The sequence below is a fragment of the Ruegeria sp. BHSA118 genome (assembly GCF_059613405.1).
The window spans coordinates 49,628-72,444 of record NZ_JBXWSM010000016.1 but is presented as its reverse complement, the minus strand read 5'-3'; the positions used below and the strand labels follow the sequence as shown (position 1 = coordinate 72,444).

Genomic DNA, 22,817 nt, shown 5'->3' with positions numbered 1-22,817 from the left:
TCAACCGTCTTTCCAGTCCGTCAGGCCGTCTCTCCGACCCGTCAGCACCGCCTCAGCAGCGCCGGTGAAGGGGGTTCTAAGTATAACCAACAAAACCCGCAAGCGGAAAATGACGCCGCAGAGCATTTTTTTGAAAATTCTGAGATAACCATTTAAAAACAAGATATTACAAGATCTGAAAGCTCGCCTTTCCTGTGTCGGTCGGGACTCTCTCCATCGGATGGCCACGACACAAGCCGGAAGACACAAGATGGCACTACTATATATAGGGAATCGACCGACACTGAACACAAGGCGGCGCGACTCAAGTCAGTGAATCGACTCGGGACTCTGCCAGATTCTGCATTGAAAACCTCAAACGCCATATTTCGAACCGCATCATGCCGAGGGGGCCTTACATGATTCCGACCACACCTTGAGCGTGCCAACATTCTGAACACCAATCTTGAACATCCCACCGGGATGGGTTCTGGTCTGGGACATTCGTTTTCGGCTTCTTCAGCGAGACAGGCATGACGCGTCACCTTACGTTCCCACTGGTCAGAACCGTCGGATTTGACGGTGCGCTTGTCACATTTGCGGACACGATGTCTGAGACAGCGAACCGAGCGGCGCTGGCCTTTCGATCTGAACTGGATCGGCTTCAATGGGAAGAGGTCACGGAGTCTTCTGCCACGCTGGCCTCGGCATATGTCCGGTTCGATACGCAAAGCACCACCCACCAACAGATGCTGCACAAGCTTCAGGACCTCGTCGATCAGAAGGACTGGTACAACACACCACTTCCAACAGGCCGCAGGCTGTGGCGAATTCCGACGGTCTATGGCACTGACCTTGCGCCCCAGCTGGACGATGCCGCTGCTGCTGCCGGTCTCGCGCCGGAAGAAGCGATACGGCGGCTTGGCCAGTCCCGCGTGCGGGTTTTGACGATAGGGTTCGCCCCCGGGCAACCCTACCTTGGGCCATTGCCCCCCGAGTTCAACATTCCGCGGCTGCAAAACCTGACCCCCATGGTGCCCGAAGGCGCTCTGGTTCTTGCAATATCTCAGTTTGTCCTGTTTTCCGGGCCGACGCCAACCGGGTGGCGGCATGTCGGGCAGACCGCATTTCGGTGTTTCCGGCCCGAGACGACCGAGGCATTCGCCCTCAAGCCCGGGGATGAACTGATATTCGAACCCGTTTCCCGCGAAGACCTGGAACATATCAGAGCCAAAAACGAAGATGGCACTGGCGGAGCAACCTGCGAGGAGATTGCGCCATGAGCCTGATCGTCCACCAGATCGGACCGGCCTGCACCATACAGGATCAGGGGCGTACAGGGTATCTGGACCAGGGCCTGTCCCGGTCCGGGGCCGTCGATACACTTGCCCTTCATGAAGGCGCCGCATTGCTCGGCCAGAGCCCGGAACTTGCTGCGCTGGAAATGGGCGGAATGGGCGGCACGTTCGAGGCGAAACAGAACATGCGCATCGCATTGACCGGTGCGCGGATGCAGGCCAGCATTGATGGCAGCCCCGTGGCCTGGAATGCCTCGCATCACCTGGAGCCCGGACAACGGCTGGTCATCGGTGCGCTTCTGCAAGGCAATTACGGCTATCTTCATTTGGGAGGCGGTATCGATTCAGAGGTTTTTCTGGGATCTCGATCCGCGCACCTGACGGCACGGATCGGGCGAGCGGTGAAACCGGGCGACAAGCTGACCTGTGGCGCGGATGCGGGCGACGCAGGTTTGAAACTGACCCCTTCCGAACGCTTCTCGGGTGGCGTTTTGCGTGTCGTCGCCAGCTTCCAGACGTCCTTGTTTGATGACGCAACGCTTGATCGGTTTGTGCGCACCTCATTCCATCGTGGGACACGCGCCAACCGGATGGGGATGCAGGTGAACAATGACGGCGAGGGGTTTGCAGCCACTGGTCAACTGAACATCTTGTCCGAGGTTATTACCCCGGGCGACATCCAGATGACCGGAACAGGAGATCCGTTCATCCTGTTGCCGGAATGCCAGACCACAGGAGGGTATCCCCGCATCGCGACCGTTCTGCCGAGCGATATGCCCCGCGCGGCACAGACACCCGCGGGCGGAGCGATCACGTTCGAATTTGTCGGCATGGAACAAGCCACTGAATTGCAAGCGGCATTCATGACGGACCTTGCCCGGCTGCCCTCAAAAGTCGAGGCACTGGTGCGTGATCCCCATGACATCCCGGACTTGCTGTCCTACCAATTGATCAGCGGAGTGATCTCTGCCACCGACTAAGGAGATGTGCCGATGCCAAGCGTCGATCTGAATGCCGATATGGGGGAAAGCTTTGGCCCGTGGAAAATGGGCGACGACGAAAGCGTTCTGAAGATCATCACCTCTGCCAATATTGCCTGTGGCTTTCATGCGGGTGATCCGGATGTAATGGCATCAACAATGAAGCTGGCGGCCGAGAATGATGTCGGCATCGGGGCGCATCCCGGGTTTCCCGACCTGCAAGGTTTTGGCCGCAGGAACATGAAGCTGTCTCAGGACACCCTTCGCAATCTGGTGCGGTATCAGTTGGGCGCAGCTATGGGCATGGCCAAGGCGGTTGGCACCAGAGTTCGTCATCTAAAGCTGCACGGCGCACTGGCCAATATGTGTTCGGTCGATGTCGATATGGCGCGGGCCTGCTATCAGGGCGCGCTGGACGTCGATCCCGACATCATCGTGATGGTTCTTGCCGTAACGAAACAGGAAGAGGCCGTGCGCGAGCTGGGCTGCAAATGGGTGGGCGAGATTTTTGCCGACCGCGCCTACAATGACGACGGAACATTGGTTGACCGCAGCCTGCCCGGCGCGGTGATCCACGACGCGGATGTCGCAGGGCCTCGCATCCTGAACATGGTTCGCGAAGGCGCGATCATCACCGAAAGCGGCAAGCGGCTGGAGACATCGATCGACACAATTTGCCTGCATGGTGACGGACCAACTGCGGTGCAAATCGCCCGTTCTGTTCGCGAAAGCCTGATTGGCGGCGGCGTCGAGGTCACGAAATTCACCCGCTGAACATCATGGGTTAACGTCGGCAACCCAAATTCACGACTGTTGCCCGTACTGGCCTCAGCGCCTAGCATGGCGGGCAAACGCATATTCTGAATACTACAGTTTTCAAACAATGCCTTGACCCAAGGCGGGCAAGTGCAAGGAGGTCGTGGAATGTCATTTGATCTGATGTCTTATCAGCCCCGGGGCGACAAGAAGAACTCGGACTTCTTCAACGAATACCTTCCGAAGATTTACGAACGCCGGACAAGCTCGGGCATTGCGGATCAGATCGGCGCGATGCGGGCCATCATCATTCAGGTAGAGCCCGACGCGGTGTTCGACACAATGGTCGAGCTTTACGTGATGACACCCTACCGGCACACCGCCAGCTATCTGGGACGAACCCACAGATTCTCGGTTCTGCATTCACATCCTGACTATCCCGCGCTGATCCTGATGGCACCGCTCAGCCCCGGGTTCGAAGATTTCATCCCCCGCATCAATCGCATGTATCCACTGGCGCGCAACACACCGCAGACGCGTTATGTAGGTGAGGTATTTGCAGCCTGTGATCTGGACGCGCTGACCCATGCACTTGAGGATCAGAACATACGGTTCGAATATCCCGGGGATACCGAGAACCCGTTCTACACATCGGACGGGTTCCGATTCACAACCCCGTCCGATTTCACCTGCAACCGCGTCGGGTATTCGACCCACGACTTCAACGACACCGACAGTCTGGGCCTTGGGGATCGCGTGTTGCTGAGCGATACGGAACAGGCCCGTCTGGAACAGGCCGCCGCCTTTGGAACCGAAAGCAGGATCGCCCCGCTGATGCTGGGAATCGACCATCTTGCGACGCGGGTGCTGGCAGGCGAGCGCGAGGATGCGATTCTCGAGTTCCTGACCATGGTGCCCTACTATTTCTGGGGCGCTTACAACATATTCGACATGAACTCGTCGACCAATGTGAACCGCAACGGCAACGTGGACGATGACAAAAAGTCTCCGGCCAAGGTATTCACCGCAAACAACACGCCATCCTTCGTCAACTCCTTCGCCAAACTGCCGATGCCGACCGAGGATTTCGTGCGCAATTTTGGCCGTCGTCTGCACCACATGGCTGTCGAGATTCAGGATGGCGATCACGGCGCCGGGGAAAAGAACGTCGATTTCGTTGTAAATACCCTGAAGGATAAGGGTGTGCCGTTCCTGGCCCACGTGGTGGGCGAGTGCAAAGACGACCCGAACCTGAAACAGATCTTCTCAAAACACTCCAAGCACACACTGCTGATTACCGAGTATATCGAGCGCTGCCACAAATATGATGGGTTCTTCACCAAGGACAATGTCGCCGCCCTTACAGCCGCCGCCGGACAGGATGAACAATACCAGCACGGTCACGTTTTCGATTGAAAAAAGGGCTGCGGAATACCGCAGCCCAGACCCATTCAGGAGAGAATATGCCGAACCTTATGATGGCCCGATCATGAAACAGGTGACATTGCGGGCTTGCAGACGGCGGCAGGCCAGATCCGCTTGTTCGCGGGTCATGCCCTGAAAGGTTGCGTCAAACCCGCGCGCGCTCTGGTTCACTTTGCGCAGCGTTCCTTCCAGTGTGGTCATTTCCGACAATGCGGTTTTCAGCAAAACCTTCTCGGCCTCATACCGCGTGGTATAGCGACCCACGTTGACCCCCCACAGGTGCCCGCCGGATGAAGACAGGCGGGTGACGACCTCTTGCTCGGGCTCTGGCTGCTTGGTGGAATCCGTCGAAGCCAGAACCAGATTTTCGGGGCGCAGTGCCGGACGGGTGTCGGATGTTTCCACAGACGGTGCAGTTGGTGCGATATCCGCTTCGGCAATGGCCGCCGCGATCGCGCTGTTAATGCGGCCGCTATTCTCATCAGCTGCCGCTGCAACCGCGCTTGCGACTTGCGTTGCCGCGGAGGGACGCCGAACCGGGCGCAAACTGGATTCTGGCGCGCCGCTCACGCTGGCGACCTGCGTCCCGACACCCAATCCGGTATTTCCAGCATAGGCCGGTCGGGCAGGTTTGCGAATGGGCGCACGCGACGGGGCGCGGCGGAAACCCAAATCCAGAAGCTCGGCAACCTTGGCATTCCGAGAGGCGCCGGATTTTCCGCCGAAAACGGTGGCGATGATGCGTTCATCCTTGCGTTTTGCCGATGCCACAAGATTGAACCCCGCCGCACGGGTGTAACCGGTTTTGATGCCGTCGGCGCCTTTGTAGGCCGCCAGCAGGCGACGGTTTGTGTTGGGAACGGTTTTGATCCCTGCATGCGTCGATTGGCGCGAGAACAGGTTATAGTATTGCGGATAGTCATACAGCAGATGCCGACCCAGCGTGGTCATGTCACGTGCGGTCGAAAGATGTCCCGCCTCGGTCAAACCATGGGCGTTCTTGAAGGTCGTGCGGCTCATCCCCATCGCCTTGGCGGTTCGCGTCATGCGCCGTGCAAAAGCTGCCTCGGATCCGCTGATGGCAATACCGATGGACGTTGCGGCATCATTGGCCGATTTCACAGCAGCCGCACGGATCAGATAGCGAAACGCAATCGTCTGACCGGCGCGCAGCCCCAGCTTCGATGGCGGCTCGGCTGCTGCCTTCTTAGTGATCCGAACCGGGGTATCCAGCGTGATCTCACCGTTCCGCACCGCTTCGAACGCGATATAAAGCGTCATCATCTTGGTCAGCGATGCCGGGTGAAGTCTTGTGTCAGCATTGCGCGAATGCAGAACCTCTCCGGTTCGGGCATCAATCACCATCGCCGCGTAAGGTGCCGCCATGGACCTGAGCGGCGCGACCGCCAAAACACATAGCAACACTATGAGAAAAAAGCCCATTCGGGCCGGAACTGTCCGCCGAATCTGCACGATTATTGCCTCTGTCTGCCTCGCGCCGCCGGGTTTTCCCGGTCAGCAAAATTTATTTTGTTGTTACAAAGACTATCACAGAGACCTGGTGAAATAAACCGAAAGCTGGGCATTTCGCGGTTTCGTTAGGCTGCCCCTACAGGGCTATATCTAGACAGGTACTGCCCAAAGCCCACCAGATGCGCGATTGAGGCAGAACTTGGTCAACACCCTGCAAGGTTTTCGTGAAACTGCGGCCAAATGGCAACATCACCTCAGGCTGTGCACCAGATCGGCCAGACCGCCCAAATCCCTCAACTCGCGGAATCGGGGGCTGTCGACCGGGGCTTCGGCATGCTCCACCTCCCAGACAAGGCCGTGCGGGACATGAACCCCCCAGCTTCCAGCCTGGATCGGAGCCACAACATCAGATCGCATGGAATTGCCAACCATCATCGCGCGCGCCGGGCCATCACCATGCCGCTCAAATATCGACCGGTAAGTGTCAGGGGTCTTTTCAGACACGATTTCCACTGCGTCGAACAGATCGCCCAGACCCGAATGGGCCAGTTTGCGTTCCTGGTCGATCAAGTCCCCTTTGGTAATCAAGACAACCCGACACAAGCCGGTCATGCCTTCCACCGCGTCGCGGGCATGGGGCAACAGCTCGATCGGATAGGCCAGCATCTCTTGCCCGGCTTCGATCAATTGGCGAATGACCGAGGCCGGAACACGGTCATCCGTGACTTCGAGAGCGGTTTCGATCATCGACAAAACAAAGCCCTTGATGCCATAGCCATAGTGTCGAATGTTGCGCTTTTCGGCCGCCAGAAGCCGCTCCATCAGATGATCCTGGTCGGCATGATCGGCCAGCAATTCGCCAAAATGCGCCTGCGTCAGCTGAAAAAAACGCTCATTGTGCCACAGGGTATCATCCGCATCGAAACCGATTGTCGTCAGCTTGTCAGTCATCTCGTTTACGTCCGCTTGCTCTTTTCACCGGCCATGCCCACGTTATATAAGCGCGAAGATAAACCCCAAAACTGAATCGGACAGTTGCCTACGATGCTGGAAAAGACCTGGATGATGTCTGACGAACCGGACGACGACAGCGACGCGTCCGTTCTGGTGCAGACGCGCCCAAAAACCAAGCGTCCTCCTTTGTACAAGGTGCTGTTGCTGAACGACGATTACACGCCGATGGAATTCGTTGTTCATGTTCTGGAACGTTTCTTCGGCATGACCCATGCAGAAGCATTCGAGATCATGCTGACCGTGCATAAAAAAGGTGTGGCCGTCGTCGGGGTCTTCAGCCATGAAATTGCCGAGACCAAAGTTGGCCAGGTTATGGATTTCGCCCGCAGGCACCAGCACCCGCTGCAATGCACCATGGAACGCGAAGAATAAGGCTTTTTGCCTGACCCTCACCCATATTTGCCGGAATTGCCCATGTCCCCTCGCCTGGAACTTGCATTGCAGAACGGCCTGTCGCTGTCGTCTCCCCTTAGCGTGATCTGCCCTGTTCCAGCCCATGATCTGTCGGCGCTTCCCCATGAGGCGCAGGTGGTGCAGCCGTTCAAACCTTTTTACGACCATTTTGCCGCGCAGGGCTTTGACACGGTGCCCGAGGCAGAAAACCCTTGCGAGGATGCAATCGTGTTTTTGCCGCGGGCCAAGGCGTTTGCGCGGGCGATGATCCATCTGGCCAGCTCACGAGCCCGCGGCGTTGTCGTGATCGATGGCGCAAAGACCGATGGCGTGGACAGCATTCTGAAAGATGTTCGCAAAAGGGTCTCGGTCGAGGGGCCTCTGTCCAAAGCACACGGAAAAATCTTCTGGTTTCGGGCTGACCCGCACAGCTTTGCAGATTGGGCTGCGCCAAAGACACAGATCGTCGATGGGTACCACACGGCACCGGGTGTGTTTTCAGCGGACGGGATCGATCCCGCTTCGGCCATGTTGCTGAACGCCTTACCTGCCAAGCTGGGGCCGCGCGTGGCCGATCTGGGTGCCGGGTGGGGGTATCTGACCGCAGAGCTTTTGAAGCGCGACAATATAAAATCCGTGCATCTTGTCGAAGCAGATCACACGGCCCTTGCCTGTGCGCGCGTCAACGCCTCTGACCCCGGGGCCCGGTTTTATTGGGCTGACGCCGTCACCTGGAACGCGCCAGAGCCATTGGACACCGTTGTAATGAACCCCCCGTTTCACACCTCACGCAGTGCCGACCCAACGCTGGGGCAGGGTTTCATCGCAGCAGCGGCACGCAATCTGACGCGCAATGGAACCCTATGGATGGTGGCCAATCGCCACCTTCCCTACGAAACCACTCTGAACGAACACTTCGCTCGGGTCGACGAAGCCGCCGGCGACAACCGGTTCAAGGTGTTTGAGGCCTCTCGCCCTCGGCGATAAGGCCAGCTAACCTGCCCCCAATTCAGGAGGATTCGGATGTCCTTTTCCATCGCAGGCAAGACCGCAATCGTTACAGGCGGGGCCAATGGCATCGGGCTGGCCATAGGTCGGCATTTCGCGGATGCGGGCGCAAATGTCATGTTCGCCGATATTGACGAAAAAAGCCTGGTCGATGAGCTTGGAGAACAGGCAGAAGATGGCAATATTCGCTATTTCGCAGGCGACCTGCGCGAAAAGCTGACCATTGCCAATTTGCTGTCGGCAACACTGGATGCGTTTGATCAGGTAGATATTCTGATCAACGGTGCGCGACAGGTGATCCGGTCTGATCCGCTGGACCCCGATGACGACTCGATGCGTACCTTGCTGAACCAGAACCTGATGCCTGCGCTGCGGCTCAGCCAGGTGGTCGCGAAACGCATGATCAAACAGTCCGGGGGTGACGATGAAAACCCCGCCGGATCGATTATCAACCTGTCATCCATCGCGGCCCGCCGCACGCATCCCGACCTGATGGCCTATTCCGTGTCGACCGCCGCGCTGGATCAGTTGACACGTTCACTGGCCGTGGCGTTGGCACCGAACCGCATCCGGGTCAATTCGATTGCGCTCGGCTCGGTCATGAGTGCATCACTGCAATCGACCCTGAGAGAGAACCGAGAATTCCGCGACGATATCGAAAAGCACACACCGCTTGCCCGTATCGCGTCGGCCACCGAATTGACGGAAACCGCGCAGTATCTGGCATCGGATGCAGCCGGATTCATCACCGGCCAGATCCTGACCATCGATGGTGGCCGCACATTGCTTGACCCTGTTGCCGCACCTGCGCATTGAGACCCATGTTCGAAACCGAAAAAAACACCGCCTCTGCCTGGTTCCGCCAATTGCGCGACGACATTGTTGCCGCTTTCGAAGCATTGGAGGACAGCCACGACACCGGCCCGTTTTCGGACGCAAAACCCGGCCGCTTTGAAGTCAAGGAAACCAAACGCGAGTCCGAGGACGGCTCTGACGCCGGGGGCGGTCTGATGTCCGTGATGCGCGGAGGGCGTGTGTTTGAAAAGGTCGGGGTCAATGTCTCGACAGTTTACGGGACCCTGGGCGAGCGTGCACAACAGGCAATGGCAGCACGCAAAGGCATTCCCGGGATGACCGAAGACCCGCGTTTCTGGGCCTCGGGGATCAGCCTCGTGGCGCATATGCAGAACCCGCATGTCCCGGCAGTGCATATGAACACTCGCATGTTCTGGACCCCGCACGCATGGTGGTTCGGCGGCGGATCGGATCTGAACCCCTGCATCGAATATGATGACGACACGGCGCATTTCCATGATACCCAAAAGGCTCATCTGGACCCGCATGGCCCCGGACATTATCCACGCCTGAAAGAGTGGGCAGACGAATATTTCTATATCCCCCACCGCAAACGCGCGCGCGGCGTAGGCGGCATTTTCATGGATGATTACTGCACCGGAGACTGGCAGGCGGATTTTGCCCTGACGCAGGATATCGGTCGGGCTTTCCTGCCCGCTTTCGTGCCATTGGTTGAAAATCGGCGCGTACAGGGTTTTTCGGACGCCGACAAAGACACCCAGCTGGTACATCGCGGTCTTTATGCGGAATACAATCTAGTCTATGACCGCGGCACCAAGTTCGGACTGGAAACCGGACATGATCCGGACGCGGTTCTAATGAGCCTGCCACCAATGGCGAAATGGATCTGACCCTCAGAACGTGTCCATGATGAAGTTGTCATAGCAGTAGTTCTGCGCCGACGACGCCGACATGTTGGCCCCGACTTTCCTGACGGTGATGGAATACCCCGGCTTGGTATCCGCCCCCGGCGGCGGCGTCAGCGAGAATTGTACGGTCCGGACGCCGGGTTCATAGGCGCGCCAGATATAGATCCGTTGGTTGTTTGGAACGCCCAGACTGCGGATCGCGTAATCCCCGATTCCACACCAATAGTTCACGGGCGCTGACGATCCGATGGCTTTGACCTCGTAGACACCGTCCGGCAGCGGCGTGATTTCCGTGCGAAATTGCGGCCGAACGGACAGGCCGAACCCAACAGCTTGGGCCATCGCAGGTATCAAAAACAGCACGGCAGCAGCCAAAGTCTTGAATGATCGCATTATCCAGGTATCCCGAAACAAGGGTCCGATACCAATAGCATAGTCGGGACGACCTGCGAGTAAAGCAGGACAGGCCAACGAGCCGGTAACACTGACCACATCAAAGAATTTATTCTACCCATATTGCAGGAAAGCAGTACACTCGCTGAAGACTTTTGGTTCCCGTTACACTGTTGGGCATCTCTTTGAGCAAGACGTTTCCAAAAGACTGGTTCGATTTCACGCCGGAAAAATACGCGGATCTGGGCGCTATGTTCTATCTGGCGGGTTTGACGAAAACACATCAGAAACGCAGTCTGGCACAGGTTTTGTACGCGTTCGAAACCCCGTTTCGTCTGGGCCAGTACCATATCTTCCGGCAGCACGGATTCCCTCGTGGTTTTGTCACCTTCGCCGGGCTCAGCCCCGAAGCCGAGTTCCGTTATGCGGTGAAAGAAAAACCCCTTTCAGACACGGATTTTACCAGTGGATCATCGTTCTGGATCATTGATCTGGTGGCTCCGTTTGGACAGACCAGCCAAATTGTTGATATCCTCAAGCAGGATATCCCGCACCCGCGTGTGCGCACCAACCGGATGGACAGTGACATGACACGCAATCGCATCGTCGAATGGACGCGGGATGAAGCGGGCGAGGTTCACATGCGTTTGTACCGCAAGAAGGAGTTTGAACGCGTGTTGCAGCAAGGCGAGGGTTAATTGGTTTCGGTTCCGATCACAGGCGAACTGACCGGGGATGTGACTGGTTTTCCAACTAACGTTGAGACGGGGCAACCCACTCTGGACAATGGAAACTTCAATCCGGTCACGCAAACCTGGACGATTGCGGCACAGCCCGCCAACGGAACCGCCTCGATCGACCCGAACACAGGAGAGTGGACCTATACAGTCGACCCGACATTTTTCGATGGCCTCGACAAAGGCGAAGTTGTCTTCGATTCTTTCTTCATCAGCGTCTCGGGTACAACGCAAGCCGGCCCATTTACCCTTCCATTCACCGGCACACCGGACCCGGTTGAAGTGATCATCAGGATCGAGGGCGTCTGTTTTGCGGCCGGAACTCTGATTGAGACTGAAAGCGGCCCGCTTGCGATCGAAACGCTGCGAGCAGGTCATAAGGTGGCCACTGCCGATCACGGTCTGCAACCTATCCGCTGGATCGAAAGCAGCAGGATTCCACCCGAACAATTATGCGATGAACCTGCTTTGCGCCCCGTTCGTATCTCGGCGGGCAGTCTGGGGCCGAACGAACCCTCACGTGACCTTCTGGTGTCGCAGCAGCACAGGATCCTGGTCAAAGGCCCGAAGGTTGAACTGCTTTTCGGCGCGTCCGAAGCCCTGATTGCCGCCAAACACCTGTGCGGATGGCCTGGCATCGGCATCGATACATCGGTTCAAACCGTCGAATATCTTCACGTCCTGCTGGACCGGCATGAGATCCTGAACGCCGAGGGCGCGCAGGCCGAGAGCCTGTTTCTGGGGGAAGAGGCCCTTTATTCGCTGTCCTCTGAGGCATTGCGGGAACTGGCTTCGATATTCCCCGACAGGCCGACCTCGGGTCACACCGGGTTCGGGCGCGCGGCTCGCCTGATACTGCGCGAACACGAAGCCCGCGCCCTCGCCTGAGCCTAGCTGCCGGCCACAATGCGCCCGCCGACATCCTGCGGGGCCAATGCAACCGTCTTGATCACGGCATAACATGTGCTGCCCGGTTTCAGGTTCAGGGCCGCAACAGATCGACGCGTAACCCGCGCAAGCACATTGCCTGCCGGGGTCTTTACGGACACGATCGCACCCGGCCCCTCGCCCGACCGGATCGTATCCACGGTCCCGGCCAGCACATTCAGCGCCGAAAGCCCCTCGGGTTTGTTGTTCGACAGGATCACTTCCTGAGCGGGTATTCGAATCCGCAAGTTTGCCCCGACCTCATGCGCGATACGAGGCAGAAAGAGCCGCGCGCCATTGGCGTTCAACTCTGTCAGCCCGTCGGAATGATGCTTTGCAACCTGAACCTGCAACACGGCCCCGACGGCGCGAATTCCCGCAGGAGCCACTGACGGGTCGGCAAGCATTTCGGATGCGGGCCCGTGACGAACGGCCTTGCCATCCTGCAACGCCACAACGGATGTTGCCAACCGGGCCACTTCGGCGGCAGAGTGCGTCACATAGAGGATCGGAACCGAAACCTCGTCCCTGAGACGCTCGAAATAAGGCAGGATTTCCGCTTTTCGCCCATCATCCAGTGCCGCCAGCGGTTCATCTGCAAGGATCAATCTTGGGCTTGCCAACAGGGCCCGCCCGATGGCAACGCGTTGTTTCTCACCGCCTGACAACCCGGCAGGTCTGCGGTCTAGCAGATGACCGATGCCCAGCATGTCGATGACCCTGTCGGGGTCTTCGCGGCGTGTGTTTTTCGGCGCAAACCAACGCCCATAGGCAAGGTTCTGGCGCACGGTCAGATGGGGGAACAGCCGCCCTTCCTGAAAAATATATCCCAATCGACGCCGATGCGGCGGCAGCCACAGGCCCTGTTCCGTATCGAACAGAACCCAGTCATCTACTGCCACACGGCCCGCCTGGGGCCGCAACAACCCTGCCACTGCGTTGACGATGGTGGTCTTGCCCGATCCAGAGCGCCCGAACAGCACCGTCACGCCCGGCGGCGCATCAAAACTGACGTCCAGATCGATTCCCGACAGATGGTGGTGCAACCGAACAGACAGGCTCATGATCCGGCCACCCGCGCCGCGGCACGCCGCCCCACATACTCCGACAGCAACAACGCGCTCATTGCGATGACGATCGAGATCAGAACCAGCCGCGTCGCGGCCGCCTCGCCGCCCGGGACCTGCAAAAAGGCGTAGACAGCCGAAGGCAACGTCTGCGTCTGACCTGGGATGTTGGACACAAAGGTAATCGTCGCACCGAATTCACCCATGGCCTTGGCGAAGGCCAGAATAGCCCCCGCTATGACCCCTGGTAAAATCATCGGCAAAGTCACCGTACAAAACACCATCGGACGCGACGCGCCCAGAGTCGCCCCTGCCTGTTCCAGCTTCGGGTCCACCGCTTCGATCGATAAACGTATCGCCCGGACCATCAAAGGGAAGGCCATGATCCCGGCGGCAAGGGCCGCGCCTGTCCAGCGAAAAGCCACTACGATCCCAAACTCGGCCAGAAGCCGGCCCAGCGGCCCTTGAATGCCGAAGGTCAGCAACAGCAGGTATCCGGTGACAACCGGCGGCAGGATCAAAGGCAAATGCACCAGACCGTTCAAAACCTGTCGCCCGGGAAACCGCCAACGCGCCAGAGCATAAGCGACAAATATCCCAAACGGCAACGTCGCCAGCGTCGCCCAGAAGGACACGCGCAATGAAAGTTTCAATGCTTCTACTTCGGCGGGCCCTAACCAATCCAAGGAAATCACCTGCCCGGCAGGGTAAATCCCTGCTCCAGAAATACAGCCGTGGCTGCATCCGTTTTCAGGTGCTCAAGAAAGGCGTGTGCTCCTTCTTTTGCATCAAGGGTCAGTGCCGCAGGGTAAATTATCGGTGGATGCAGATCGGCAGGGAATGTCGCGACGACCCGGACCCTTTCTTCCACCCTGGCGTCTGATTGGTACACGATCCCAAGCGGCGCGGCCCCTGCCGCCACCAGAGCCAGCGCAGCGCGCACATTGTCGGCCTGCGCCACCTGAGTCCGCACAGCTTCCCATTGGTTCAGACTTTGCAAAGCAGCTTTGCCATAGATACCGGCAGGCACCGCGTCGACCAGTGCCATGGCCAGATAGCCATCTTTCAAGTCCGCCTTGAGGTCATATCCGGGCTGGATTTCACCCACTTGCACATGATCTTCAGCCCCGACAAGAACCAGACCATTGCCCAGCAGATCAACCCGAGAGTCTGCCCGGATCAAACCGTCCCTCTCCAATACATCCATCCAATCCGTATTGGCCGAGACAAACACGTCCGCAGGCGCGCCTTGCTGAATCTGCCGGGCCAAGACCGACGACGCCGCATAGGAAATGGAAACGCTCTGACCGGTCTGGTTTCCGTACCCGACAACGATTTCGTCCAATGCGGTCTTGAGGCTGGCCGCTGCAAAGACCAGAACGCCTTCTGCTCCGGCCCGGATCGGGGCCAGCGCCGTCATGCCAAGGACCAATGCCACCATCCAAAATCGGCGGGCGAAGGATAAGGTCATGTACACTCCCGACCGGTTTGTTTCAGTCTCTCCGGGGATATCGGACGCCACCGGTGGCGCGCAAGCGCCTTTGGCCATTTACACATGATGGGTCGCAGGTTGAGCAAGTCGTTTTCTATCGATCTGTCTGAAAATGGGCTGCCCACCTTCCTGCCTGAAAGCCGCCCCGAGCGCCCGCATGTACTGCCTACTGCTTGTACGATGCCCCGTTGGACGGCTGCCGAAGACGGAACGCAAGAAAATCTTCCAGACCCTCTTGCACCTGCCCGCAGGCTTGGCTAAATGCAGCATCACGGGTGATTAGCTCAGTTGGTAGAGCGCTTCGTTTACACCGAAGATGTCGGGAGTTCGAGTCTCTCATCACCCACCATCCTTCCCCCAAGGGGTCAGACCGATATCGCGCCCGTTATAGGCCGCCAACTGCCCCGACCCGGTGCGGAAGATATCGTTGTAGGCCAGGATCATACTCTTGATCCCCATATCCTTGAGCAACGCCGTCTTCCTCAGGTCGCCGTTCAGGATCGTCGCCGTCTGGCTGTTCCAGATGACCGCCGTCTTGCCTTGAATATGGGCGGCTTCGATATCGCGGGTTTCACTTACGATCAGGTAATTCTCAGGCTGTTGCACCATCGCCGCGCGGAAGCGGTAGTGCTGATCAAGAAAAGTCTCAAAAGACATATCCGCTGCGACCAGCGTCATCTCATGACCCGTTATGCCGTTGCCCCGAGCCCGCGCGAAGTAAGTGTGCAGCTATTCATCTTCGGTCAACCCGGTGCCCTAGGGGCTGGCCAACATGCCAAGAACGATTGTGTCCTTCACAAATTGCTTCGCCTCATCTGACGCATCCCATGTCTTGCTTTCCTCGCTCGCGTGCAGCGCGGCACCGAATACGATTGCAATGGCGCTTGCGGCCAACAAAGCCTTCATGACTGAGCCTCCCAAACTGGTTTCGTGTGAGTTGCTGCACTCGAGCCGCATCAAAAAACGATCCGGGTTCGCAGACTGAACAAGGTGATGCTGTCCTGATTGGGGTTCAGCAGCGGATTGGAGATGAACTGCAGTGACGGCGTGATTTGCAGCCCGGGTGAGATTGAAAAGCGATAGAAGGCTTCCAGTGTGAACTGATCGCCGTCGATGTTTCTTGCTTCGGCCCAGTTCAAACCCAAACCGGCCAGATCGGTGTTTCGACCGTAATAACCCAGCCCAGCAGAAACCGAACGATCATAAAGCGCTGCCGTGCCTTTCGAGGCCCCTGCCCGAAAGAACGGCATCCACTTATTGTCGACAAACCATGCGGCAGAAAACGCCGCGCCGAAATCTTCCGCGCGACTGCCATCGTCGGCTGCATCCGCATGCCAGAGGGTCAAATGGATATTGTCGAAATAGATACGATCAAAGCCGGAAGTGTACCCAAGTTCGAGTGACTTGAAGAGATTGCCGTCGCTGAACACGTCAAGACTTGGATCAGACGGATCGGCGTTTGCGTCTGCAACGCTGGCAACGGCATAGAAGTTTTCGTTCAGCTTTATCCCACCGGCAATGCCAATTCCCTGGTTGGGCGTGTTGATTGTCGGGTTGGTGTTGAACGACAGGTTTTGGAACCCGCTGTAGGGGCTGACCAACCCATAGATATCCACAAAGTCCGTCACATCAATCTGGCCGACTTGCAACGTCCACGAGCCGTTCTCGGCCCTTTGGGTCCAGAACAGGTTGGTCAGCAGCAAACCATTGTCGTTGAAGGCTGTCCCGGTGATCGATAGTGCGCCTCCGTCCAGCCCAAGGAATTGCGGGGCAACATCGGTGTATCCGTGCCGATCTTCGATTTTGAATGTCAAAGAACCCCGCTCGGTTGCCTGCCAACTGCCGTAGACGCGAGCGATTCCACCTGCGGCTTCACCAGTTCCCAAATCAGCGTTCGTGGATTGGCCCAACGCCAGGTAATCCACGTTGAATCGAAACCCGCCCTCGGCCAGCCGGTCTTTCCACCGAAACCAACCCGGCGCAATGTTGCGCGGAAATTCGGAACGGTATTGCGGATCGGTCAGGCCATCGCCAGGTTTCAGCTCGGCCTCGACCGAAGAAGGCCCGGACAGCCCCTGGGCAGACGCCGTACCCGCGCAGGCAATACTCAATGCGGCAACAAGGCGCCCTATCATTCCGACGCCTTTGCGCCGCCAGTTTTTCGATTGCCGGCAGCTCGGACGCGATCGGCTTCACGCTGTCTCCATTCCAGACCGTCGGCCTTTGTTTCCAGCGTTTCGACGCTGTCCGTCTCCAGTTTGAAGGTCGCATTCATCGGCACAAGCCCATCCACGACCATCATGTTCTGGACCGAGGGTTCAATTGTCAGCCTACCTGTGAGCCGAACAGGTTCATGGAAGTAACTGGGTGTCCAGTCGCCGTTCAACCGCACCCGGATCATCTGATTGGGCGGAGGCGGGGGCATGTGGCTGCACATCCCGCGTTCTGGCACCAAATATGCAACCGCTCGCCCATCCGGATCGTTCGGCGCGGGAATGGCAAAGCCTGTCAACGTAACAGTCTGACCATCGAATCGCGGATTTCCCCTTGTTCCTGCCTTTCTCCGCCGCTCTTTCACATCCTCTCGCTGATCGAGCAACCAGTCGACATCAACGCCACTCTCGGCCAAGGCGTCTTCGGTCTCGGTCAGAAGCTCTTGCCATTTCTGTCTTTCCTCAACGCTGCCGACATCCTGCTGCAACCTGCCGCGCAAGCGCACGACGAATAGGACATCGTCAAACTGTTCAGGGCTGAGATCGCGATAAGGGTCATCGAACACCTGCACCGACGGGTCCGGTAGGTCAGACCAGTCAAGCGTCGCATGGGGCGTTGCCATTGCGGTATGACCGCTCAGGACAAAGCCTGCGAAAACTGCGGCGCGAAACCAAGGGGACATCAAATCTCTCCAACCGGTTTTGGGGTCAGTCCAGTGTGTTCTTGTATATCACACCGTCTTTCATAATCAGTCGGATCGTTTCCGGGCTTTCCGGCCTCGGGTCGGCGCCAAACCATTGATCCCCGGTTCCAACGACGGAAAAGTCTTCAAGTGGGTTTCCGTCGATCAGCAGGATGTCAGCATAGGCCCCTTCCTCGATCACACCCAGTTTCCCGGCCGTATACGGGTTCATGAAATCGCCGGAAAGTGCTGCGATCTCGCCACCGATCGAGGTCAATGTGACCATCGACTGGTAGGGGCCGAAGAACTCGTTGTTGAGATGCTTTTCATAGGCGATCTGGATGTTGCAGGCCTCTACCGAGCCGACGCAGTCCGTCTGGAAACCGCGCTTGACCGGGCACTCCTTCATGTTCGGGATGTAGTTCGCGAAAGTCGCCGAAGCGGAGATTGCCTTTGCAAGGCTCGTGGGTTGGTTCTTGACAGAAGGAATGTCGAGCAAACCGGGATCGAAAGCGGTGAGGTTCGTGGTGATGTACGCCCCCATTTCATTCATTTTTTCAGCGATCTCACAATCGAACGAAAAGCCATGCTCGATCGACATCACTCCTGCGTTGAGTGCGTTCATGATGGCTTCCTTACGATAGGAATGCGCCATGACATAAGAGCCATATTCGTTGGCGACCTGCACGGCGGCTTCGATCTCATCTTTTGACCCCGCGAGCAGTTGCCAGGGGTCAAAGGCCGACACCACACCGCCCGACTGCATAAACTTTAGTTGCGTGGCACCCATCCGGAAGTTGTTGCGGCCATACAGGTAAATGTCGTCTACGCCGCTGACTTCCTGCGCCATGTTCAGACGGCTGAAGTTCGTATCGCTCCCCGGCGGGGCTGTAAAGTTTCCGAAATCGGCGTGACCGCCCCGCGTACCGATGAACGCCCCCGAAGCATAGTGGCGCGGTCCGACGATCTGGCCAGCGTCGATTGCGCGGCGCAAACCGCCATTGGCCCCACCTGCATCCCTGACCGTGGTGAAGCCCTGCATGAGATACATTTCCGCCATCAAGGCACCGTGAATGGCGAAATCTTCCCATGTCGTATTGGCTTCCATGGCGCCGAGGCTCGGACCCATCAGCATCAGGTGCGCGTGGTTCTCGATGAAGCCCGGCGTAAGTGTACGTCCACCGCCGTCGATCATCGTTGCGTTCGGCGCATCGATCGCCTCGGTTGAAACCGTTTTGATGAGGTTGCCTTCGACGAGCACGCTTGCGTTCTCGATGCGGGCTTCGTTAACGCCATCAAAGACGTGCACATTGGTAAACAGCGTTTGGGGTTCTTCTTGATCCTGAGCCAGCGCAGCCGCCGAAAAACCAACACTTGCCGCGACAATGACCGCCGGGCAAAGGGACATTCGCATATTGGTCATAGGGTCTCCCTTCATATTCACGTTTTGCCAAGTGTAGCCCAAAAACTCTTGGGCGGGTTGCCACTTTTGGACTAACATGTGCGAATGTGACCGCAAAAAAGGCCACTGAACGAAACCATTGGTTCAAACAAGGGTGACGGGCGTGCCACTCAACTCCACTTCCGAAGCGCATAGCGAAGGCTTTATCCGCCTCGCGCTGGCCGCCCCGTTTCTGCAATATCTCACCGACCGCAGGATCAATCCGCAACCGGCCTTGGATCAGGTCGGCTTGAAAGCCGCCCTGCTGTCCGACCCATCCGTCTATGTCCATTCAGAATTGGTCTATGGCCTGTTGAATGCCTTCTCCGAATTGTCAGGGGATCGATACCTTGGCCTGAATGTAGGAGAGACGTTTGACCTGCAAGGATGGCCGCCATTCGCCCGCTCGCTGCAATCCTCGAACACTCTGTTCGAGTTTTTTGCCCGGTTCGTCAGGCTTGTGCCACAAGAGTCAAACGCCGTCCGGCACAGCCTTGTCGTGGAAGCGGACAAAGCGATCTATCGGATCGAGCGGCAACAGGAACCAACTGTTCCGCCTGTTCAGGTTACCGGGTTTGGGGCTGCCATCTATGTGCGCCTGCTGCAAAGCGTGGTCGGAAACGCGTGGGATCCATCCCGAGTGCGATGGGAAGGCAGATACATCCTTGGCTTGCCTCGCGGTTACAAGGGTATCGAAGTTGGCCTTGGAACCAACCCCGGAATGCAGATCAGTTTTCCTGTGGACTGGCTGTTTTTACACCATGCGGCAGAGGAGACCGAAGCGCCAACAACCACGATTCGGCACAATGAAGACGTCACCGTGGTGGCCGCTTTGCGGTCTGTCTTGCGTGGAAAACTGGATGAGTCAGAACTGGGGCCGGAGGTTGTGGCCGGATTGCTGGGCATCCAGCCCGAGCGGTTTCTGAAAGCACTTCAGAAGCAACAGACAACACTTCCCCGAGAGGTAAGGCGGTTGCGGGTCGATGTCGCCAAGGAGCACCTCAGAGAAAGCAAAATGACAGTTGCCGAGATCGGTCTCATGCTTGGCTATTCCGACAAGTCCCACTTCACTCGGTTTTTTCGAAGACAGACCGGTGTGACGCCAACCGAATTCCGCCTTGGATAGCAACTGCGCTGCGAATGGGCGGGTTGGCGTTCCACTGCTTCTCTCATGTGTGTTCACCAAGGGATGGCAAGAGTTTTTGCCACGGTCATGGAGCCAATGCCAAGGGTTGAAAAAGCTATTGCCCCACCGCCCTTTTGGCAACGCATGTGCCGTCACGCATGCCTGTTGTGGCTCGGTCGGACGTGACTTTGAATACGGCAAGAAAGGATATGCCCTTGAACCGTTCCGCAGTTTATGCAACTTCAAATCGCTGACAACGCCAGGCATTTCTGAGAAATCGTGCGCTTGGCGGTAATGCAAGACGGCGTCTTGGTGCATCTGCGGATTGGAAAATGCGCTTCGGTTATGCCGAAGATGTCAGGAGTTCGAGTGTCTCATCACCCACCTTTTTGCCTCCAAAGTTTCGACATGCAAACACGGTTGAATCGTCGCGGCAGAATTGCAACCGGTTGCAAATTAAGGTCGATGATGCATAATGCTCGGGCAATGCCAGACTTATCTGTTTTCCTGCGACGTTGTTATCGGAGTCCCGCAGCGTGAGCGTGACCCTGAAAGACGTGGCCGCCTTGGCCGGTGTATCGCGATCTGCAGTGTCGCGCACCTTTACCGAAGGTGCCTCGGTTTCCGCAAAAACGCGCAGCAAGGTTGAAAAGGCCGCGCGAGAGCTGGGCTACAGCCCCAATGCTCTGGCTTCATCTCTGACGACCGGGCGCACCAAACTGATCGGATTGATTTCGAACAACTTTCACAACCCGATCTTTCTGGAAGTCTTCGACCAGTTTACCCGCGCCTTGCAGGAACGCGGCCTGCGTCCTTTGATCGTGAACCTGACCGACGAGACCGAGCCCGCCAATTCCGTGCGCATGCTGCGCCAATATTCGGTGGATGCGGTGATCGTCGCCTCGTCAACCTTGCCGCCCAGCTTTGCCAAAGCCTTCCACGATGCGAGTGTACCGGTGGTGCACACGTTCGGGCGCTCGGCCACCTCGCCCGAGGTGCATGTGGTCGGGATCGACAATGTGGAATGCGGGCGCATGGCCGCGCGAGAGCTGGTCGCGCGGGGTTATGCCAGCGTGGGTTATCTGGGTGGGCCGCAGGATGCGACCTCGTCCCTGGACCGTCAGCGGGGCTTCATCGAAGAAATGGCCAACCATCCGCAGATTCCGGTCAACCACTCCTTCGCCGGGGCTTATTCCTTCGAAGCCGGCCGCGCCGAGATGCTGCGCCTATTGGCCAACAGCCCGTCCGAGGCATATTTCTGCGGCGATGACATCCTGTCTGTTGGCGCATTGTCCGCACTGGTTGATCATGGGCTGAAACCCGGTCAGGACATTGGAATTATCGGTCTGAACGACATGGAAATGTCGCGCTGGGAAAGCGTTAACCTGACAACGATCCACCAGCCGATCAAACAGATCATCACCTCATCCGTCGATCTGGTTGTCGAGATGCTGAAAGAACCTCAGCGCTATCCCGAGGCCCGCATTTTCCCCTGCCGCGTGATCGAACGGGGCACATTGCGGCCCCGCCCCTGATCAGCGAAACATCGGCGGGCGGGCGTCCTGCCAGGCACCATCTGCTTTGCCCGACGCGACAGCCGCGTGGACGGCCGCAATGGACCGCAGCCCATCTGCCGCACCGGGCAGACCGTCGCGCCTTTCACCGCGGATCGCATCCGCCAGATCGCAATAGATATTGGCTACGGCCAGCGGGAAGCCTTCGGGGTGCGCGATAGCGACCCGAGACAGGCGTTGCACCTCGTCGTGCAGACCCCCCTCGCCCTTTTCGATGATCTGCGTACGCCCACCGACCGGAGTGTAGATCAACTGGTTGGGTTGCTCTGACGCCCAGCGCAGCCCACCGGTTTCGCCAAAGACCTGAATATCAAAGCCATGCTGGCGCCCGATCGCCACAGAAGATGTCCAAAGACGCCCGACTGTGCCGCTTTCCATCCGGAAGTTGATCATTGCATCGTCTTCCAGTTCCCGGCTTGCGATCGTCGAGGCCATATCAGCCGAAAGCGTCTTCACCTCATCATCGCAGATAAAACTGGCCATATGCAGGGCGTGGATACCACAATCGGCGAACTGCCCGGAAACCCCTGCCATCGCAGGGTCATAGCGCCAGCGTACGCGCGGATTGTCCGCGTCGGTGGCATCCCCATGATGGCCGTGGCTGAAATTAGTGACGACCAGACGCACCTTGCCGATTTCGCCTGCGCGCACCATCGCGCGGGCCTGACGCACCATGGGATAGGCGGAATAGCAGTAGTTCACCGCGCAGATCTTTCCCGATGCTTCGGCGACGCGGACAATTTCCTCACCCTCTTCCACAGTCATTGTCATTGGCTTTTCACACAAGACATTGAAGCCCGCCTCAAGATACGCCTTGGCGATCTCGAAATGTGTCGAATTCGGAGTGGCGATTGTCACCAGATCAATTCGATCATCCCGGTCTTTCTCGCCCGCCAGCATCTCTTGCCAGTCGCCATAGGCGCGATCGGCGGCAACGCCCAATCGCTGCGCGTATTCGCGGCCCACCTCGGGCCGGTGATCCAGCGCGCCAGCGGCAAATTCAAACAGCCCGTCAGCCTGTGCCCCCAAGCGGTGCGCGGGGCCAATCTGGCTGCCTTCACCACCCCCGATCATGCCCCATCTCAACTTAGCCATGGTCATTGTCTCTCATTAG

General features: G+C 57.8%; 24 protein-coding genes and 1 tRNA gene. 13 read left to right on the top strand and 12 right to left on the bottom strand.

Annotated elements, in window-relative coordinates; all coding sequences use genetic code 11:
- The first annotated feature begins 512 nt into the window (after nucleotides 1-512).
- The 4 genes from AC2FNN_RS07365 to AC2FNN_RS07350 all read left to right on the top strand — a co-directional run bounded on the left by AC2FNN_RS07365 (nucleotide 513) and on the right by AC2FNN_RS07350 (nucleotide 4,429).
- On the top strand, nucleotides 513-1,262 hold the full coding sequence (locus tag AC2FNN_RS07365; RefSeq protein ID WP_496757605.1) for a 5-oxoprolinase subunit B family protein: 750 nt from the start codon (nucleotides 513-515) through the stop codon (nucleotides 1,260-1,262).
- Entirely contained in the window at nucleotides 1,259-2,257 is a 999-nt protein-coding gene (locus tag AC2FNN_RS07360; protein WP_496757604.1) for a 5-oxoprolinase subunit C family protein, read from the top strand. The genes AC2FNN_RS07365 and AC2FNN_RS07360 overlap by 4 nt, the downstream gene beginning before the upstream one ends.
- Before the next feature lie 12 nt (nucleotides 2,258-2,269).
- Nucleotides 2,270-3,031 carry a LamB/YcsF family protein gene (locus AC2FNN_RS07355; protein WP_496757602.1) on the top strand — a complete coding sequence of 254 codons (762 nt, stop codon included), beginning with the start codon at nucleotides 2,270-2,272 and terminating at the stop codon, nucleotides 3,029-3,031.
- A gap of 150 nt (nucleotides 3,032-3,181) precedes the next feature.
- Nucleotides 3,182-4,429, top strand: a complete 1,248-nt coding sequence (locus tag AC2FNN_RS07350) for a hypothetical protein (protein ID WP_496757601.1) — start codon at nucleotides 3,182-3,184, stop codon at nucleotides 4,427-4,429.
- Nucleotides 4,430-4,486: 57 nt separating this feature from the next.
- Here AC2FNN_RS07350 and AC2FNN_RS07345 read toward each other — a convergent pair whose 3' ends face one another.
- Both AC2FNN_RS07345 and AC2FNN_RS07340 read right to left on the bottom strand, forming a co-directional pair.
- Complete coding sequence (locus AC2FNN_RS07345; protein WP_496757600.1) at nucleotides 4,487-5,881, bottom strand: D-alanyl-D-alanine carboxypeptidase family protein; 1,395 nt, start codon at nucleotides 5,879-5,881, stop codon at nucleotides 4,487-4,489.
- A 279-nt stretch (nucleotides 5,882-6,160) separates the two neighbouring features.
- Nucleotides 6,161-6,862: an HAD family hydrolase gene (locus AC2FNN_RS07340; protein ID WP_496757598.1), complete on the bottom strand. Its 702-nt coding sequence runs from the start codon at nucleotides 6,860-6,862 to the stop codon at nucleotides 6,161-6,163.
- A gap of 93 nt (nucleotides 6,863-6,955) precedes the next feature.
- Between AC2FNN_RS07340 and clpS the strand changes: the two genes are divergently transcribed.
- From clpS to hemF, 4 genes are read left to right on the top strand one after another with little or no spacing between them, the layout of a single operon-like run.
- Nucleotides 6,956-7,297, top strand: a complete 342-nt coding sequence (gene clpS, locus AC2FNN_RS07335; protein ID WP_152456986.1) for an ATP-dependent Clp protease adapter ClpS — start codon at nucleotides 6,956-6,958, stop codon at nucleotides 7,295-7,297.
- Between the two features lie 42 nt (nucleotides 7,298-7,339).
- Nucleotides 7,340-8,305 carry a class I SAM-dependent methyltransferase gene (locus AC2FNN_RS07330; RefSeq protein ID WP_496757596.1) on the top strand — a complete coding sequence of 322 codons (966 nt, stop codon included), beginning with the start codon at nucleotides 7,340-7,342 and terminating at the stop codon, nucleotides 8,303-8,305.
- 36 nt (nucleotides 8,306-8,341) lie between these two features.
- Nucleotides 8,342-9,142: an SDR family NAD(P)-dependent oxidoreductase gene (locus AC2FNN_RS07325; protein WP_496757594.1), complete on the top strand. Its 801-nt coding sequence runs from the start codon at nucleotides 8,342-8,344 to the stop codon at nucleotides 9,140-9,142.
- A gap of 5 nt (nucleotides 9,143-9,147) precedes the next feature.
- Nucleotides 9,148-10,032, top strand: a complete 885-nt coding sequence (gene hemF, locus AC2FNN_RS07320; protein WP_496757592.1) for an oxygen-dependent coproporphyrinogen oxidase — start codon at nucleotides 9,148-9,150, stop codon at nucleotides 10,030-10,032.
- Between the two features lie 3 nt (nucleotides 10,033-10,035).
- Here the strand turns inward: hemF and AC2FNN_RS07315 are convergent, their stop codons facing one another.
- Nucleotides 10,036-10,443 (bottom strand): hypothetical protein, encoded by a 408-nt coding sequence (locus AC2FNN_RS07315; protein WP_496757590.1) that lies wholly within the window; start codon nucleotides 10,441-10,443, stop codon nucleotides 10,036-10,038.
- Nucleotides 10,444-10,628: 185 nt separating this feature from the next.
- Between AC2FNN_RS07315 and AC2FNN_RS07310 the strand changes: the two genes are divergently transcribed.
- Together AC2FNN_RS07310 and AC2FNN_RS07305 are read left to right on the top strand one after the other, a co-directional pair.
- Complete coding sequence (locus AC2FNN_RS07310; protein WP_496757588.1) at nucleotides 10,629-11,141, top strand: toxin-activating lysine-acyltransferase; 513 nt, start codon at nucleotides 10,629-10,631, stop codon at nucleotides 11,139-11,141.
- Complete coding sequence (locus tag AC2FNN_RS07305) at nucleotides 11,142-12,068, top strand: Hint domain-containing protein (protein WP_496757587.1); 927 nt, start codon at nucleotides 11,142-11,144, stop codon at nucleotides 12,066-12,068.
- Between the two features lie 2 nt (nucleotides 12,069-12,070).
- Here the strand turns inward: AC2FNN_RS07305 and modC are convergent, their stop codons facing one another.
- The 3 genes from modC to modA are packed head-to-tail and all read right to left on the bottom strand — an operon-like array spanning nucleotide 12,071 to nucleotide 14,645.
- Nucleotides 12,071-13,171 (bottom strand): molybdenum ABC transporter ATP-binding protein, encoded by a 1,101-nt coding sequence (modC, locus tag AC2FNN_RS07300; RefSeq protein WP_496757586.1) that lies wholly within the window; start codon nucleotides 13,169-13,171, stop codon nucleotides 12,071-12,073.
- Nucleotides 13,168-13,860, bottom strand: coding sequence for a molybdate ABC transporter permease subunit (modB, locus tag AC2FNN_RS07295; protein WP_496757584.1), 693 nt, complete (start codon nucleotides 13,858-13,860; stop codon nucleotides 13,168-13,170). The genes modC and modB overlap by 4 nt, the downstream gene beginning before the upstream one ends.
- A 5-nt stretch (nucleotides 13,861-13,865) precedes the next feature.
- Nucleotides 13,866-14,645, bottom strand: a complete 780-nt coding sequence (gene modA / locus AC2FNN_RS07290) for a molybdate ABC transporter substrate-binding protein (RefSeq protein ID WP_496757583.1) — start codon at nucleotides 14,643-14,645, stop codon at nucleotides 13,866-13,868.
- A 294-nt stretch (nucleotides 14,646-14,939) separates the two neighbouring features.
- Here modA and AC2FNN_RS07285 point away from each other — a divergent pair.
- Nucleotides 14,940-15,015: transfer RNA gene (locus tag AC2FNN_RS07285), tRNA-Val, on the top strand.
- Here AC2FNN_RS07285 and AC2FNN_RS07280 read toward each other — a convergent pair.
- The 5 genes from AC2FNN_RS07280 to AC2FNN_RS07260 all read right to left on the bottom strand — a co-directional run bounded on the left by AC2FNN_RS07280 (nucleotide 15,006) and on the right by AC2FNN_RS07260 (nucleotide 18,985).
- A complete protein-coding gene (locus AC2FNN_RS07280) occupies nucleotides 15,006-15,344 on the bottom strand; it encodes a membrane dipeptidase (protein ID WP_496757582.1) in 339 nt (112 codons plus the stop codon). The two genes, AC2FNN_RS07285 and AC2FNN_RS07280, sit on opposite strands and share 10 nt — an antisense overlap.
- A gap of 78 nt (nucleotides 15,345-15,422) precedes the next feature.
- A complete protein-coding gene (locus AC2FNN_RS07275) occupies nucleotides 15,423-15,572 on the bottom strand; it encodes a hypothetical protein (RefSeq protein ID WP_496757581.1) in 150 nt (49 codons plus the stop codon).
- 50 nt (nucleotides 15,573-15,622) lie between these two features.
- Nucleotides 15,623-16,801, bottom strand: a complete 1,179-nt coding sequence (locus AC2FNN_RS07270) for a carbohydrate porin (RefSeq protein ID WP_496757580.1) — start codon at nucleotides 16,799-16,801, stop codon at nucleotides 15,623-15,625.
- Entirely contained in the window at nucleotides 16,798-17,562 is a 765-nt protein-coding gene (locus AC2FNN_RS07265) for a DUF3299 domain-containing protein (protein ID WP_496757578.1), read from the bottom strand. Before AC2FNN_RS07265 ends, AC2FNN_RS07270 begins: the two co-directional genes overlap by 4 nt.
- Before the next feature lie 25 nt (nucleotides 17,563-17,587).
- On the bottom strand, nucleotides 17,588-18,985 hold the full coding sequence (locus AC2FNN_RS07260; RefSeq protein ID WP_171169065.1) for an amidohydrolase family protein: 1,398 nt from the start codon (nucleotides 18,983-18,985) through the stop codon (nucleotides 17,588-17,590).
- 142 nt (nucleotides 18,986-19,127) lie between these two features.
- Between AC2FNN_RS07260 and AC2FNN_RS07255 the strand changes: the two genes are divergently transcribed.
- A complete protein-coding gene (locus AC2FNN_RS07255; protein WP_480901197.1) occupies nucleotides 19,128-20,129 on the top strand; it encodes an AraC family transcriptional regulator in 1,002 nt (333 codons plus the stop codon).
- Between the two features lie 536 nt (nucleotides 20,130-20,665).
- Nucleotides 20,666-21,664: a LacI family DNA-binding transcriptional regulator gene (locus AC2FNN_RS07250; RefSeq protein ID WP_496757575.1), complete on the top strand. Its 999-nt coding sequence runs from the start codon at nucleotides 20,666-20,668 to the stop codon at nucleotides 21,662-21,664.
- Here the strand turns inward: AC2FNN_RS07250 and AC2FNN_RS07245 are convergent, their stop codons facing one another.
- On the bottom strand, nucleotides 21,665-22,798 hold the full coding sequence (locus AC2FNN_RS07245) for a Gfo/Idh/MocA family protein (RefSeq protein WP_496757573.1): 1,134 nt from the start codon (nucleotides 22,796-22,798) through the stop codon (nucleotides 21,665-21,667).
- Nucleotides 22,799-22,817: the final 19 nt, after the last annotated feature.